The 16214-nt window shown below is 48.8% G+C and carries 14 protein-coding genes; 3 read left to right on the top strand and 11 right to left on the bottom strand.

What is annotated here, in order from left to right; genetic code table 11:
- Positions 1 to 100 precede the first annotated feature (100 nt).
- From lipA to sucB, 6 genes are all read right to left on the bottom strand, one after another.
- Entirely contained in the window at positions 101 to 1153 is a 1053-nt protein-coding gene (lipA, locus tag EML15_RS02390; RefSeq protein WP_144273243.1) for a lipoyl synthase, read from the bottom strand.
- A 62-nt stretch (positions 1154 to 1215) separates the two neighbouring features.
- Positions 1216 to 2022: a lipoyl(octanoyl) transferase LipB gene (gene lipB / locus EML15_RS02385; protein ID WP_144273242.1), complete on the bottom strand. Its 807-nt coding sequence runs from the start codon at positions 2020 to 2022 to the stop codon at positions 1216 to 1218.
- A 92-nt stretch (positions 2023 to 2114) separates the two neighbouring features.
- Entirely contained in the window at positions 2115 to 2510 is a 396-nt protein-coding gene (gcvH, locus tag EML15_RS02380; protein ID WP_144273241.1) for a glycine cleavage system protein GcvH, read from the bottom strand.
- Positions 2511 to 2648: 138 nt separating this feature from the next.
- Positions 2649 to 3764 carry a glycine cleavage system aminomethyltransferase GcvT gene (gene gcvT, locus EML15_RS02375; protein ID WP_144273240.1) on the bottom strand — a complete coding sequence of 372 codons (1116 nt, stop codon included), beginning with the start codon at positions 3762 to 3764 and terminating at the stop codon, positions 2649 to 2651.
- Between the two features lie 56 nt (positions 3765 to 3820).
- Positions 3821 to 6676 carry an aminomethyl-transferring glycine dehydrogenase gene (gene gcvP, locus EML15_RS02370; RefSeq protein WP_144273239.1) on the bottom strand — a complete coding sequence of 952 codons (2856 nt, stop codon included), beginning with the start codon at positions 6674 to 6676 and terminating at the stop codon, positions 3821 to 3823.
- A 270-nt stretch (positions 6677 to 6946) separates the two neighbouring features.
- Entirely contained in the window at positions 6947 to 8647 is a 1701-nt protein-coding gene (gene sucB / locus EML15_RS02365; RefSeq protein WP_144273238.1) for a 2-oxoglutarate dehydrogenase, E2 component, dihydrolipoamide succinyltransferase, read from the bottom strand.
- A 197-nt stretch (positions 8648 to 8844) separates the two neighbouring features.
- On the opposite strand from sucB, the gene EML15_RS02360 reads away from it, so the two are divergent.
- Positions 8845 to 9180 (top strand): oxidoreductase, encoded by a 336-nt coding sequence (locus tag EML15_RS02360; RefSeq protein ID WP_246846885.1) that lies wholly within the window; start codon positions 8845 to 8847, stop codon positions 9178 to 9180.
- Positions 9181 to 9257: 77 nt separating this feature from the next.
- Here EML15_RS02360 and EML15_RS02355 read toward each other — a convergent pair whose 3' ends face one another.
- Positions 9258 to 10790: a leucyl aminopeptidase gene (locus tag EML15_RS02355; protein WP_144273236.1), complete on the bottom strand. Its 1533-nt coding sequence runs from the start codon at positions 10788 to 10790 to the stop codon at positions 9258 to 9260.
- A gap of 144 nt (positions 10791 to 10934) precedes the next feature.
- Here EML15_RS02355 and EML15_RS02350 point away from each other — a divergent pair, with 144 nt between their 5' ends.
- A complete protein-coding gene (locus tag EML15_RS02350) occupies positions 10935 to 12041 on the top strand; it encodes a branched-chain amino acid aminotransferase (protein ID WP_144273235.1) in 1107 nt (368 codons plus the stop codon).
- Positions 12042 to 12108: 67 nt separating this feature from the next.
- Here the strand turns inward: EML15_RS02350 and EML15_RS02345 are convergent, their stop codons facing one another.
- From EML15_RS02345 to EML15_RS02330, 4 genes are read right to left on the bottom strand one after another with little or no spacing between them, the layout of a single operon-like run.
- Positions 12109 to 12966, bottom strand: coding sequence for an adenosylcobinamide-GDP ribazoletransferase (locus EML15_RS02345; RefSeq protein WP_144273234.1), 858 nt, complete (start codon positions 12964 to 12966; stop codon positions 12109 to 12111).
- A gap of 1 nt (position 12967) precedes the next feature.
- The gene (gene cobT, locus EML15_RS02340) at positions 12968 to 14041 is read right to left on the bottom strand and encodes a nicotinate-nucleotide--dimethylbenzimidazole phosphoribosyltransferase (RefSeq protein WP_144273233.1); all 1074 of its coding nucleotides are present in this window, start codon (positions 14039 to 14041) and stop codon (positions 12968 to 12970) included.
- A gap of 56 nt (positions 14042 to 14097) precedes the next feature.
- Positions 14098 to 14655, bottom strand: a complete 558-nt coding sequence (locus EML15_RS02335) for a bifunctional adenosylcobinamide kinase/adenosylcobinamide-phosphate guanylyltransferase (protein WP_144273232.1) — start codon at positions 14653 to 14655, stop codon at positions 14098 to 14100.
- Positions 14655 to 15425, bottom strand: coding sequence for a DUF3043 domain-containing protein (locus EML15_RS02330; RefSeq protein WP_185967142.1), 771 nt, complete (start codon positions 15423 to 15425; stop codon positions 14655 to 14657). The genes EML15_RS02335 and EML15_RS02330 overlap by 1 nt, the downstream gene beginning before the upstream one ends.
- A gap of 324 nt (positions 15426 to 15749) precedes the next feature.
- Between EML15_RS02330 and EML15_RS02325 the strand changes: the two genes are divergently transcribed.
- On the top strand, positions 15750 to 16109 hold the full coding sequence (locus EML15_RS02325) for an iron-sulfur cluster assembly accessory protein (protein ID WP_144273230.1): 360 nt from the start codon (positions 15750 to 15752) through the stop codon (positions 16107 to 16109).
- The last annotated feature ends 105 nt before the right edge of the window (positions 16110 to 16214 follow it).

The raw sequence follows: 16214 nt of genomic DNA, 5'->3' as shown, positions 1-16214 counted from the left end.
ATGAGCCTATTTACCCAGCGTACGAAAAACACACCATAACCAGTGAACACCACTAGCTTTAACCTTTGTAGTGCTCACCAGTGTGCGTCGGCAGTGACTCTTATACGCGAGAAGACACCACAGGCGTATCTTGGGACGGACCATATTTGTCGAGTAGGGTACTGGCCTCTTGCGCGGTAGAACCAGAGGTAGTATGAGCTAGGTGAGCAAGATGCTCCGGCAATTGTTCACCACGAGCTTCCAAAGCCTGAGCATAGAGTCGACCAGCGCGATAGGAAGAACGCACCAAAGGTCCGCTCATGACGGCACCAAAACCAAGTTCACGAGCAAAATCAGCGTGCTCAATAAACTCTTCAGGTTTTACCCAACGGTCAATGGGGTGATAAAGCGCACCAGGGCGTAAATACTGCGTAATAGTGATAATGTCACACCCTGCCGAATGAAGATCAACGAGTGCTTCACGTACTTCTTCTGGTGTTTCCCCCATACCAAGGATGAGGTTTGATTTGGTCACTAAACCAAAGTTACGCGCTTGGCGAATAACATCAAGAGAACGCTCATAGCGGAATGCTGGGCGAATACGCTTAAAAATACGCGGTACAGTCTCTAGATTATGTGCAAATACTTCTGGGCGTGCCTCGAAAACTTCTTGAAGTAAGTCGGCTTTACCAGAGAAATCAGGAGTGAGGTTTTCCACGCCAGTGTGCGGGTTGAGCTTGTGAATCTGCCGCACCACTTCCGCATACAACCAGGCACCCTCGTCGTCGAGATCGTCACGGGTAACACCTGTGATGGTGGAGTAGTTTAGTTCCATTTCTCGTACTGATTCCGCTACTCGACGTGGCTCATCACGATCTAGCGGTTCTGGTTTTGCTGAATTGATCTGGCAGAAATCACACCGTCGAGAGCAATTAGCACCACCGATGAGGAAAGTTGCTTCGCGGGATTCCCAGCACTCGTGGATATTCGGGCAGCCAGCTTCTTGGCATACAGTATGCAAACCAGAACCAGCCACACGCTTTTTAATATCTTGGTACTCAGGTCCTGTTTTTACCGCAGTACGAATCCACCGAGGCTTAGCCTCGATAGGGGTTTGCGAGTTTCTTGCTTCAATACGAAGTAGTTTACGTCCTTCAGGTGCTGATGTAGTCACATCGCACAGACTACTCCGCCTTTGGCCGTGCGTCGAAAAGCCCTGCTTAAAAAGGGTGATTTTTAATCCAAAGAGAGATTTAATGGTTGCGGTTTAAGCGGCATATGTGTCGCAGAACGCCGCGGCAATCCCTTAGTCGGGTCTGGTGCTTGGGCAAAAGTGTGGTCTGCTACTTGCAGACGACCAGACAAAGCCGCATCAAGAGCCTCAAGAAGAGGATCGGTCATCTCTGAGGTACTTATCTCACGCCCTAATTCTTGCGAGAGGGTAGTGACACCCGCGTCGGTGATACCACAGGGAACAATGTGATTGTAATAGTCAAGTGTGTTATTGCAATTAAGTGCAAGACCATGCATAGTAACGCCACGCGTAATGCGAATGCCCAAAGCAGCAACCTTACGATGAGCCCGACCACCGGTGCCCGGTATCCATACCCCAGAGCGCCCATCAATTCTGCCAGCATTACTGATACCAGCGTAATTGCGTATCACCTGGATTAGTGCTTCTTCAATGCGGCGCACATAATCGACCACATCAATAGGGTCAGCTAATTTGATGAGCGGATAAAACACTAATTGCCCCGGACCATGCCACGTAATACGCCCGCCGCGGTCAACATCAATGACTGGTAAACCATTGGTAGGGCGATCTTCAGGCTGAGTACGCTTTCCAGCAGTGTAGACGGCTGGATGTTCTAACACGAGGACTGTGTCGCCAATATCGCCAGATACGCGCTGGGCAACGAGTTCATTTTGTAAATCCCATGCTTGTTGATAGTCAATTTCGCCTAAACGGCGAATACCCAGTGGCGAATTATCAGCACGGATTGATTGATCAGCGGGGAAGAAGGGATCACGAGGAGCAGTCATGAATTACAACATACTCCTGTTATGCCGTGCGATGAAACGCACGGCATAAGGAGCGCGGTATAAGGAGAGGAAAACCAATATAAACTCAGGAATTATGCAACACCATTTGCCTGGGCATATTCATCAGCGCTCATGAGTTCACCGCTAGCACTGACTTCAACCTCAAAGAGCCAACCCTCACCAAAAGGATCATTATTGATAAGCCCATAGTCAGCGTCGATATTGTCATTGACTGCAACGACTGTGCCAGAAACCGGTGCGTATAGGTCAGAGACAGACTTGGTGGATTCCACCTCACCACAGGTTTCACCAGCTTCAATACTATCGCCAACCTGAGGAAGCTCAGCGAAAACCACCTCACCAAGACGATCAGCAGCAACAGAAGTGATCCCCACCTTTACAGTGTCACCTGCGCTGACCTGCGTAGTATTGATCCACTCATGTTCTTCCGAATAAGAGTAATCCTGTGGCAAAGCAGTAGTAGACATAGCTTGATCCTTTCCTGAAAATAAAATATGGAGCCAATGAAGGCCAATAGAGTGAGTGAGCAGCAGATACGGCACACGCCACCACTCCTCATACCAGTGTAAGGGATAAGGCGGCGGTTCGTTGCCACAATAAGCTCATTAATCACGAGAATAAAATGGCAGCTTAACAACCTCAAAAGCATAATGCTTACCGCGAATGTCAGCACGCAAAACACTACCAGGTTCTTGATATGCGCGATCAACATAAGCAAGCGCAATAGGATGACCGAGCGTGGGGGACGGCTGCCCAGAAGTTACCTCACCCACTACCTGATCGTTTTCGTCGAGTAGTGGGGTATGTGCGCGTGCTGCTCGCCGCTCCTTGCTAACCAACCCAACCAATACCTGAGTTGGTTGCTCAGCATTGCTCAGCGCTTGCTTGCCGACGAAATCCCCCTGCTTTTTCTTAGACACCAAAACACCAAGACCCGCAGAAATAGGAGTACGCTGTCTGGAGAGCTCATTGCCATAAAGCGGCATTCCCGCCTCGAGACGCAAAGAATCACGCGCAGCAAGACCAGCAGGAATAAGCCCAAACTGGGCACCAACTGCAAGCAATTTTTGCCATAGAATTGTAGCCTGTTCTGCAGAAACATACAGCTCAAAGCCATCTTCACCGGTATAACCAGTGCGGGCTAAGAGTACCGCGAGCTGATCAACCATAATCGGAGCGCACGCATAATAACGCAGACTACGCACTACCTCTGGATCTGTTTCTGGGGTATTCGCTGTGGCTGCAAGCACAATTTCCTCAGCCCGAGGCCCTTGAACTGCAATAAGCGCAGTATCCTTCGACTCATCTACTACAGAAACCTCAAACCCGGCAGCACGTTTTTCTAACTCAGCAAAAACCGTGGTTGCATTGCCTGCATTAGGAACCACAAGGTATTCCTGCTCGGCAAGACGATAGGTGATCAGATCGTCGATAATGCCCCCATCTTCAGCAACAATCATGGAGTATTTTGCTTTGCCCACGGGCAGGGCAGACAGCAAAGAGATAAGGGCATAATCCAAGAACTCACCAGCTTGAGCACCTGATACGCGAATCTCACCCATATGAGAAAGATCGAATAATCCAGCAGCACTACGCACTGCCCGGTGTTCTTCTAGCTCAGAGCCATATTTTAGCGGCATATTCCATTGCCCGAATGGGGTAAACCGCGCCTCTAGTTTCTCATGCTCATTATGCAATGGGGAATGAATAAGCTCAGACAATTTTTCTCCTTGGTGCGCTTTGATACTTCTTGGTACACGCACGTGTTAGTTCGTGGTTAATCCTGGTAATCAAATGCTTCTGGTGGTGGACACGTACAAATGAAATTGCGATCACCATAGGCTTCGTCGAGGCGACGCACCGGTGGGAAGTATTTTGCCTTCTTGAGATGGGCAACCGGGTATACCGCCTGCGAACGAGGGAAAACGTAATCCCACTCGTCAGCACATACGTCGTGAGCAGTGAACGGTGCATGGCGTAGCACAGAGTCTTCATAAGCAACCGCACCCTGGGCAATAGCATCAATTTCCGCTCGAATGGTACGCATGGCTTCAATAAAGCGATCCAACTCTGCTAAATCTTCTGACTCGGTAGGCTCCACCATGAGTGTTCCTGCTACAGGGAAAGACAACGTTGGTGCATGGAAACCAAAATCAATCAGACGCTTTGCGACGTCGGTTGCAGTGACACCAGTCTTATCGGTGATCTCACGCAGGTCAAGGATACATTCATGCGCCACAAGACCATGAGCGCCAGTGTAGAGGATAGGGAAAGAATCACTGAGCTCATGAGCAAGATAATTAGCGCCCAAAATAGCTGAGGCAGTAGCCTCCTTGAGGCCAGCGCCTCCCATCATGGCGATATACGCCCAAGAAATAGGAAGGACACCAGCAGAACCATACTGTGTGGCTGCAATAGGAACACCAGTGTTTAGTGCTGCGTCAGTGTGTGGATCGGCAGTATTCGGGTCAGTAGGCAAGAATGGCACAAGGTGTGCAGCAACTGCCACAGGACCAACACCTGGACCGCCGCCGCCATGTGGAATGGTGAAGGTTTTATGCAGATTCAGGTGAGAGACATCTCCACCAAATTGACCAGGCTGTGCAATACCTGCGAGTGCATTGAGATTAGCACCATCAAGATATACCTGCCCGCCAGCAGCGTGTACCTTATCGCAGACGGTGCGTACTGTCTCCTCAAACACCCCGTGTGTAGAGGGGTAAGTAATCATAATTGCTGCTACATGACCAGAGTGCTTTTCGAGTTTTGCGTCTAGATCTTCCAGATCAATCGAACCATCGTTAGCGGTTGCTACCACCACTACACGCAAATTTGCCAGGGTAGCAGATGCAGCATTAGTGCCATGAGCTGATTGCGGAATAAGGACGATATTGCGCTCAGTATCTCCACGAGAAAGATGATAACGACGAATCGCCAATAAACCAGCAAGCTCGCCTTGAGAACCAGCATTAGGCTGCACAGAAACTTTGGCATAGCCAGTAATCTCTGCTAGCCATGACTCAAGTTCTGCAATAAGCGCACGCCAACCAGCAGTATGCGATTCAGGAGCATAAGGGTGGATATTGGCAAACTCAGGCCAGGTAATTGGTTCCATACCCGCACTAGGATTGAGCTTCATTGTGCATGAACCCAATGGAATCATGGTGCGATCTAAAGCCAGGTCTTTGTCTTTGAGAGTGCGCAGATAGCGCAACATTTGAGTTTCGGAATGTACCGAGTTGAAAATGGGGTGTGTTAGTGCTGTCGTATCGCGTTGAGCATAATCAGGAATAGCGTTGTGCTCTGTTGCTGGCTCATCTGCTACCTGAGCATCAAAAGCCGCTGCAAGCTGTACCACATCTTCGTGAGTTGCAGATTCGCCGAAGGCAATAGACACTTCGTCCTGCCCAATGGCACGCACAAGATACCCTTGCTCAGCCAAGCGATCTGTGATTTGTGCAGCTTTTCCTGGTGCTGAGACTGTGACAGTGTCAAAAAACTCATGTGACACAAGAGTGACATCAGTGCAGGTATCAATCGCACGAGCAAAAGATACCGCTCGGCTATGAATTCTTTGGGCAATAGTTTTCAACCCTGCGCCACCATGCCACACTGCATACATCGAAGCACACACTGCGAGCAAAGCCTGAGCAGTACAGATATTGCTTGTTGCACGCTCTCGACGAATATGCTGTTCTCGGGTCTGCAAAGCCAAGCGATAAGCCGGACGACCAGCTGCGTCAATAGACACACCGACGATACGACCAGGGAGTTGACGTCGCAAAGCATCTGTGACTGACATGAAAGCTGCATGAGGCCCACCGAAAAAGAGGGGGACACCAAAACGCTGTGAGGAACCAAAGGCGATATCTGCGCCTAACTCACCTGGTGACTTGAGTAATTGCAAAGCAAGCAAGTCTGTGGCAACGGCAGCTAGACCACCGCGAGCATGAATATCTGCAATGGCGCCAGAAATATCTTGAATATCGCCTTTGGTGCCAGGATATGCCAGCACCACGCCAATGAGATCATCACCAGCTAAACCAGAGGTAGGGTCGCTAATTTCTACTTCAATATCAATAGCGCGTGCGCGCTGAGCCGCAACTGCTAGCACTTGCGGGTGGAGGCGTTGGTCAAGGATAACCCGACGACCTTTTTTCTGTACTCGACCCATGAGAGCAATAGCTTCTGCGGCAGCACTTGCTTCATCAAGCAATGATGCGTTGGCGACAGGTAAACCGGTGATTTCCTCAATCATGGTCTGGAAGTTGAGCAATGCTTCCAAGCGTCCTTGAGAAATTTCTGGTTGATAAGGCGTATAGGCGGTGTACCAGCCTGGATCTTCTACGATATTGCGACGAATAACTGGTGGGGTGAGGGTGTCGTAGTAGCCCTGCCCATAAAAGGATTTCAGCACTGTATTTTGCCGTGCATAGGAACGAAGTTTTGCTTGTGCTTCTTCTTCGCTAAGGGCTGGTGCTAAGGTTGGTGCCTCGCTGCGGATTGAGGCGGGAACTGCGGCAGTGACAAGTGCTTCGAGGCTGTCATAACCCAGCCGCTCTAGCATATGTGTACGTTCTGCATTATCCGGGCCGATGTGGCGGGATAAATATGGTGAAGAAGATAGCGTCATTATGGCTAGAAACTCCTTTGCATGATGTGTATGCTGCAGTGAACTATCCCCGTCATTATATGGCATTACTTATTGCGAAAGTAGGGCTTGGTAGGTCGAGATATGCGTAGGGTAATTCAGTGCGATATGCTGGCACCTTTTCGCTGTATAAGATGGAAAATATGCAATGCTGCGCATAGTTTTTCACCCCTGCTTTAGGGTAAGGAAAATCCCCGGAACACGGCAATTGTTATACCGTGCGCCGGGGAGGTGTGCTGCCGTGACAGGCAACTAGAGCTCTAGCTCTGCCTCAAAATTAGCGGTTTCGAGACGATCCTTGATTGTTGCGGTGAAACGACCAGCATCTGCACCGTCAACAACTTGGTGATCATAGGTAAATGGCAAGTAGCACATCTGACGAATCGCAATAGCGTCCACACCGTCTTCGGTAACCACAACAGGGCGTTTCTGAATCGCTGCAGTTCCCAAAATTCCTGCTTGTGGTGGTACAAGAATTGGGGTATCAGATAATGCCCCTTCAGAACCGATATTGGTAACAGTAAATGTTGCCCCGGTCAGATCATTTGGCTTGAGCTTATTGTTGCGTGCCTTATCAGCCAACTCGACGATAGCCTTAGCAATATCAACCAAGCTAAGATCCTGAGCTTTATGAATAACAGGGGTCAGCAAACCACGAGGAGTATCAACCGCAATAGCAACATTAACGTCTGAGTGGTAGGTCATTTCCTTAGTCTCTGCATTGTACGATGCATTGACATTCGGGTGGCTAATAAGCGCCTCAACAGTAGCCTTAACAAAGAATGGCAAGTAAGTAAGATTTACCCCATGCTTTTGCTGGAACGCAGGCTTATGTTGCTTACGCAACTCAGCAATTTTTGTGACATCAACTTCCTGCAAGTGCGTGAGCTGCGCAGAAATCTGCAACGCTTCAACCATCTTGGCAGCGGTAATCTCACGGATACGATTAACTTTCTGCGTAGTGCCAATAAGCTCTGCCTTAGCAGGATCAACAGACTTCGTTGACCAGTTCGCGCGTGGATTGGCAGCCTGAGCATTGCTCTTGCTCTGTGAATCAGTAGCGCTACCTGCGTCAGCGCCATTAGCAGCAGCAAGCACATCCTGCTTACGGATACGACCGCCAACACCAGTGCCCTCGACGGTAGACAAGTCCACACCATGCTTTTCTGCCAGCTTACGCACAAGTGGTGTCACATAAGGCACATTGCCGTTATTCACTTTTTCAGGCTGCTGTGCTGGCTGTGCGCTCTGTGCTGGTTTTTCTTCGGCAGCTGGTGCTGGTGCTGCTTGTTGCGCTGGTTGTGCAGGCTGCTCGGCAGGAGCTTGTGTTTCGGTTGGTGTTGCTTGTTGTGTTGGGGCAGCGCCTGGGGTTCCGATTCGGACGATAACGTCTCCTACGTCGACGGTGTCGTCTTCTGCGGCGAGGATTTCAAGGATGGTTCCTGCTACTGGTGATGGTACTTCGGTGTCTACTTTGTCTGTGGAGACTTCGAGTAGTGGTTCGTCTACTGCGACGGTGTCTCCTACAGATTTGAGCCATTGGGTGATGGTGCCTTCGGTGACTGATTCACCAAGTTCTGGCATAACAACGTCGGTAGCGTCAGCAGCATCTGCACTCTGTGCTGGTTGTGCACTCTGTGCTGGTTTTTCTTCGGCAGCTGGTGCTGGTGCTGCTTGTTGCGCTGGTTGTGCAGGCTGCTCGGCAGGAGCTTCGTCTGCGTCACCAATAATCGCAATGACTTCACCAACGTCAATGGTATCGTCCTCTTGCGCTTTAATCTCCAATAGTACGCCTGCTACTGGTGATGGTACTTCGGTGTCTACTTTGTCTGTGGAGACTTCGAGTAGTGGTTCGTCTACTGCGACGGTGTCTCCTACAGATTTGAGCCATTGGGTGATGGTGCCTTCGGTGACTGATTCACCAAGTTCTGGCATAACTACTGAGTGCGCCATTTTTGTTTTAGACTCCTCGGATTTTAGTGTCTGGAAAACGTTAATACTTTAGAGAGTACCGTCTAAAGGAACTTTATGTGACTTTCGGGGGCAATGCGGTTAAAAAAATCTTTAGAATATGAGCTGTGTTCAATTTATTTGGTCGAAAATCTAGGCAGAAAACAACCTCCCGACGGTCGCACTCTGCTCACACTCATATGAAGAAAATGCAGGAAGAAGACGTGCAATTCTTGGTGCGTTGGACAACTGAACATATGGGCGTCGAAGGTTTTGTGGAACCAGAAACCCTCATCAATGAAATGTCGATTGTGCTGGTTGACATCACCGGCGAGTTTACGCGCCGCAGAATTGGTGGCCCGCGAAGCATTGATATGCTCGCACAACGGCTTGATATTCCAATTTATGATGTAGAAGAAACAGGGTATCCCCAGCGTATGCGTGAGAAAATTGAACGCGATCGTATTCTTAAAAAACGTGCAGAGCAGAAGAAACGTCGAGAAAAGTTTGAGCGAGAATATCGCGATAAGCAATAAAGAAAAGGGCTGTTATCAGGATCAGGGGAGGGGAAGCACAGCGATCATAAAGACAAGAGATAACAGCCCAGAATGCGTTAGTTAGCGTCGGCAAGCTCACTGAGCACTTTGAGGAATGTACGCACTGGCACACCTGTCGCACGTGTGGGGGTATAACCGTGTTCACCACTGGTATTAAACGATGGTCCGGCAATATCAATATGTGCCCACTGCACATCATCAGCAACGAACTCCTGCAAGTAGCAGCCAGCCACTAACATACCGCCCCCAGAATTAGCACTGATATTACGTAAATCAGCCACAGGGGATTTGATTGCGTCGCTAAGCTCAGTAGGCAATGGCATCGCCCATGCTTGTTCGCCTACAGTCTGACCAGCAGCAACAACACGATCACGGAATTCATCTGAACCCATGACACCTGAGATACGATGTCCGAGTGCAACAATCTGGGCACCTGTAAGAGTCGCTGCTTCGAGCAGATACTGTGGCTTATCCTCACACGCCCTGGCAATAGCGTCGGCAAGCACAAGGCGCCCTTCTGCATCAGTATTGAGCACCTCGGTCGTGATACCGCCATAGTGAGTGATGACATCGCCTGGACGATATGCGTGACCACTAGGCATATTCTCTGCCAGCGGAATAGTAGCGGTGATACGTACATTCAATTTCAAGCGTGCTGCAGCTAGAACCGTAGCAACAACGGCTGCAGAACCACCCATATCAGAAATCATGTGATCCATCTGAGCACCCGGTTTGAGTGAAATACCACCAGTATCAAAGGTAATTCCCTTACCCACCATTGCTACATGAGGCAATTCTTTAGCGGTATCCTTATCCTTCGGTGCCCATGATAAGCGCACCAGCCGAGGGGTACGAGCTGACCCCATACCTACTGCCAAAATGCCACCAAAACCCTGCTTTTTGAGCTCTTTTTCCGCCAGCACCTCGACGTCAATCCCAAGTGGTTTGGCAAGTTGTTCAATAATGGCTGCATAACTTTCCGGGTAAAGATGTGCAGATGAAGTATTGACTAAATCGCGAGCTAAGTTCACCGCATTAACGGTCACTTTGGCATTGCGAACTATCTCTTTATCACCTTTAGCGTTATGTAAGAAAACTACTTTCTTCACTGGCTCGTTATGTGCGGTATTTTTGGCATTGCTCTTGTGATTTTTTAAGCCGCGATAGTGATAAGCACCGAGTCCAAAGCCCTCTACGGCTGCTTGCATCCCAAAAGCGCCAATGGTTGTGACAACAGTATTTACCCCGGTTAGTGCACGTGCAGCAGCGCCGGTAGCGCGACGGATTATTTCCTCATCGAGTTCTTGGCTATCACCTAGCCCCACAGCAAGAACAAAATCCGCTGGAGAGTTCTCGCCAGCAGGAACCTTTGTGAGCTCAGCTACTTTACCTGTTGCTCCTACTGCAATCAGCGACTTCCATATATCCAAGTTGGCGGTTTCGGAGAAATAATCGCTGGCTGCTAGTTCTAAATCGTGTTCTCCTTGAAACACAGGAACAACTAAACAATCAAAAGATTCAGGGAGCTTTTTCGCTAAGGTGAGCTTTGTTTTTGTGCCACGTGCTGGCAAATCAAATTGAGATGTCACAATACAACCTTCCGTAATCGTTATGCTTTCCCCGCGCTTGCATGATGCGCTTGAATGAGTAGAAAAACATATCTGGGAGTATTTCTACAATAGCGGAAAATATGATTTTCTCCCTGCTCTGAACAAGGTGTATATTCAAGGAGCATGACGTCTTCTACTTTCACAGTTCAGAAAACCACAACTCCGACGTCACCAGAGCGGCTCCAAGAAATCCTTGCTAACCCAGGTTTCGGTAAGCATTTTAGCGACCATATGGTGACAATCAACTGGAATAAAGAGCAAGGTTGGCACGATGCCAAAGTGGTGCCGTACCAGCCGATTTCTCTTGATCCAGCAACAAGCGTGCTGCATTATGGTCAGGCAATTTTTGAGGGACTCAAAGCCTATCGCCATGCCGACGGAAGCATTAAGACTTTCCGCCCACTAGAAAATGCACACCGCTTTCAAGCATCAGCACAACGTCTTGCTATGCCAGAGTTGCCGGAAGAACTGTTCATAGAATCCATACGCCAACTTGTTGATATTGACCGTGATTGGGTTCCAGCTCCAGGTGGGGAAGAAGTGCTCTACTTACGCCCCTTTATGATTGCTACAGAAAATACTCTAGGGGTTTCCCCATCGCAGTCATATATGTATATTCTTATCGCTTCTCCTGCAGGAGCATATTTTGCCGATGGGATCAAACCGGTATCAGTATGGTTGAGCACTGATTATGTTCGCGCTGCTCCAGGAGGAACAGGTGCGGCAAAGTGCGCTGGTAACTATGCTGCTTCTTTGCTCGCCCAGGCTCAGGCAACAGAAGAAGGCTGTGAGCAAGTGGTATGGCTTGATGCCAAAGAACGCACCTATATCGAAGAAATGGGTGGCATGAATATGTTTTTTGTGCAGGGGAAAGGAAAAGACGCACAGGTCATTACGCCGAGATTATCTGGTTCAATTCTGCCAGGTGTCACCCGACAGAGCATTGTTCAGCTCGCTCAAGATCTTGGCTATCATGCACAAGAACGCTTAATTTCTGTCCAAGAATGGGAAGAAAAATCGCGTAGCGGTGAGATGAGCGAAACTTTTGCTTGTGGTACCGCAGCAGTTATTACCCCTGTTGGTTCTGCAAAATATCCACAAGGGCAATTCAGTATCAACGGCAATCAACCAGGAGAGATAACCATGCAATTGCGTGAAAAACTCACTGGTATCCAAAAAGGCACTGAAGAAGACATCCACGGTTGGATGTATACTCTTATCGAGCCTTAAGGGCGCTATTTTCTTTGCCGCTTACCTGGTGCACATGGTGTGCACCAGGTTTATTTATGTGCAGCACTCATGGCAGTAGCGGCAATAGAACCGCGAACACCACAGAACAACTTACGACGCTCATCTCTAGGATAAAACCGTTGGTGTCACCATTGAGTCCGCGAAAACGTCGAAAGCAATGAATGGCACAGATGGTGGCAACGATAATACTCACCACCAAGGCAACACTCACACTGAGCATAAGAGCCATAACAGGTGCTGCGCACATCAGGGCTAAGGAAAAGCACAAAACTAACGCCAAGAAAGCCCATAATGCTACCCACCAGGTCTGCACATGACCGATGAACAATGCGCCAAAACCTTGGGTGTGCATAGGGTAAAAACGCCGATGAGCACCTATCATGGCACAAATTCGTGAAATAACCGGAATGAAGAAGATACTAATCAGTAACGTCGGGGTGCTGATGCGGGTAGTCATAGCAGCATCTAATAAACAAAAAATAGCTGCTATTTCGACGCCCAGGGCAAGGACCACACTGGCAATAGCAATAAGGCCGGCATGCGGGTCGGAAAGGATGTCGCGAGCTTTTTGCGGCGGAGCATAGGAACCAAGTGCATCGGCAACATCAGCAAAACCATCTAGATGCATGAAACGATTAAAAAGCTGCCATGCGCTAATGATCAGTACAGCGCTGAGAAAAGGAAAAATATGTAGCGAGAGAAAAAGCCATGCTAAAGCACTACCTACGATTCCAAAGACGATACCAACCACAGGTAACGATGCCATTACGCGAGCACCGGTAGTACGGTCAAATGCTTCGGCACCACGAATAGGTATGATGGTTAGCCAACTCAGTGCTGTAGCTGGTCCTTCAAGCCAAGCAGAACCGTGGCTACCAGGGACAAAGTCCACTTTTCCTGACATACTAGGAGCAATCCTTAAAGCGGCCAACAGGAACTGCATCACTACCAGAAACCCCAGCTGAAGCAAAGGTTTCCATATCATTCATGATGTTGGCGCTCATCATTATCAATGGAACAGCTGCTGCTGCACCTGAACCTTCACCCAAGCGCATGCCCAATTGAAGTAGGGGATTGAGCTCTAAATACTCCAGTGCAAAAGCGTGTGCCGGCTCAGCAGATTGGTGCCCAGCTTGCATCCAGGCTTTAGCACCAGGAGCAAGATTTTCTGCAAGCATTGCCGCTGCTGTAACCACAACACCGTCTAAGAGGATAGGGGTGCGTCGAATAGCTGCTTGAGCAAGAAATGCTGCCATAGCTGCTAGCTCAGGTGAGGTTACTTTGCGCATGAGCGTGAGAATATCGTGACGATCTTTGCGCGCACGGAACATAGCGTCACGTACAGCAGCTGTTTTACGTTGCCACCCTTGATCATCGACCCCCGAGCCACGTCCGGTGACAAGCACAGGTTCTTTATGAGTAAGCAGTCCAATTATTACTGCCGAAGGAGTGGTGTTGCCAATGCCTAGATCACCAGCCATAAGCAGGTCAGCACCTGAATCTACCTCTTGGTCTGCAATGGTTTTACCAATTTCGATTGCGCGGTGGAGTTCTTCCTCGCTCATTGCATCTTCCACATCAATCGAACCACAGGACTGAGAAACACGCTCTGGGCCGGTGGCCTCGTGGAATAGTGAAATATCAGCAACGCGTATTCCCGTGCCTGATTGTTGAGCAAGGGCATTAACACCAGCACCACCTTGACGGATATTTTCTGCCATCTGCACAGAAACCTCAATTGGATATGGTGAAACATTTTTCGTAGCAATGCCATGATCGCCCGCAAAAACCACTAATCGTGGTCGAGTAATTTTCTTAGGAGGCACGCACCCTTGGCAAGAACTCAACCATACTCCCAGAGTTTCTAAGCGTGCTAGTGAGCCGGTAGGTTTTGTTAGCGTGAGCTGAAAATCACGCGCTTGTTGCGCTATATCTGCGTCAGGGGCGTGAACTTTAGGGAAAAAATCACTTGCGTGCATAAGAAATCCTCAACGACTCTCAAAAGGCTCTCACAGGAAAAATAAAGATTGTAGCCTCAATCGTAGCTTTTATGCAGCTCTAATGCTTGTCCTGCCACTACGAACAAACTACGATCGACGGCACTGGCTATCATCTGATTGAGTAGCCCTAATTCATCACGAAAAAGTCTACCAGCGTGATACTCAGGAATAATGCCCATCCCTACTTCAGGAGAGACAAAAATAAGATCAATGGTGCTCGGAAAAGCGCTAATTTTTGCAACTAGCTCATCAAAAAGGTGGTGGAGACTTCCGCGAGGTTTATCCCACGCCTTGTGAATGTCATATTGATAGCTAAGCCAGGTGCCCAAGTCGTCGACAAGAATATAATCCACCTCGGGGCGATGAGACTGAGGGCGTGTGTACTCCTCAAGTATTTCAAGGAGATCACGTTCCTGCTCAGTGAACCAGTGCGCAGGCCGACGCGACTTATGCCGGGCAATGCGCTCTGCAAAGTCATAATCACCTGGTGTGGGGCGAGCAGTGGCTATATAGAGACACGAAGCCTCGCCGATAAGATTCTCTGCGAAACTAGATTTTCCAGAGCGCGCTCCACCCAGAATAAGCGTGCGCATTAACTCACCTTTTCTCCTAAGGACACACGTGGTTTAGGAGTACGCCATTTTCTCGGTTGGGTGGCGCGACCATAGGCATAAAAACCTAGACCAAAACCAGACTCGGTAGTATCGGGGAACTTTGCTTTCGTTGCACGTGCTGCCGCACGACCAAGCCAGATGCCCTCGGCAAAGAAAATCAGCATGATAATCATTGCTACGAGAGAAATTATCGACGCAATTTGTGGCATACGTTGACCAATAATCAAGATGAGTAGCAGCACAATTGCGAAAGGCATGACGTAATTATTGAGGTAGCGTCGGGAGTCAATAAAATCACGAACAAAACGACGCTCCGGTCCTTTGTCGCGTGCAAGAAGATACTTTTCTTCTCCACGATCCATTGCCGCTTGAGCTTCGCGTTGTTGCTTTTGCCGTTCCTGCTTTTCTTTCTTCTTATAGTCTCGCCACTGCTCAGCGCTCATCGACGCTTTGAGCTCCTTGCGTTTTTTTCGATTCTCGCTGTATGTTCCTTGCGGAGCATAGCGCGACTCAAATGTCCCCAAATGCTGTTGCGCCTGCTTACGAGAAGGCGTGGCATGACCTTTCTTGGGAGTGTATGCCTTTGAGGTCTGCTGAGACTCTTGAGGCTTTGTCTCTGAGGTTTCTGCAGCCAGAGGTTTTTGCTCCTCCCCAGGTTGCTCTTTTGCTAGTCGACGTGCAGTTCCTGCCGAAGCAGCTGATACTGATTCTTGCTCTTGCTTTTTCTCATCATTCCAAGGAAGTTTCACGTTCCTAAGGCTACCAATTAGAAGCGACAAAGTAACAACTCCCATACACCCGAACTTTGTGGAATGCGCGCGCAATGTGTGCGGAATGCGTATGGAAAATGCGTATGGAATATGTGCGGGAATAATTTTTAGCGTCATGTGTTGCACATAAAGAAGTTCCGAAGAAGTTTCTTGAAGCCTAAAAGAGTGTAATGCTCTAGCATATCTAGCGTAAAAGCCAAGATAAGGGTAGCGTGGGGATACTTGTATTTTTTGATACAGTTCTCACAAGAACTTCTCATCAACTTAGGTTCCTATGTCCACAATGTTAAGGAGAAAGTAGTCATGACAGCACCTTCTACAGATACCAAAGATACCAATACGGGGGTTATTCTTTCCGAGGCTGCTGCTGCTAAGGCAAAGGCATTATTAGAGCAAGAGGGTCGTGATGATCTTGCTTTGCGTATTGCAGTGCAACCAGGTGGTTGTGCAGGATTACGCTACCAACTCTATTTTGATGATCGCCAGCTTGATGGAGACAAAGAAGATATTGTTGGGGGCGTACGTCTTGTCGTGGATAAGATGAGCATTCCTTATCTCACTGGGGCCCGTATTGATTTCGCGGACACTATTGAATCGCAGGGCTTTACCATTGATAACCCTAATGCAGGTAGTTCTTGTGCCTGTGGAGATTCATTCAACTAATTATTCAATGTACTCAACTCTGCTGCCATAGATGCTGCAGATGTTATAGATGCACAAAGCCGACTCCTAGTCCTAGTGAGTCGGCTTTTGCGTTTGTAGCTGTCT

It is taken from the genome of Corynebacterium sp. sy017 (assembly GCF_017918135.1).
Lineage (GTDB): Bacteria > Actinomycetota > Actinomycetes > Mycobacteriales > Mycobacteriaceae > Corynebacterium.
This window is presented reverse-complemented; position numbering and strand designations above follow the sequence as displayed.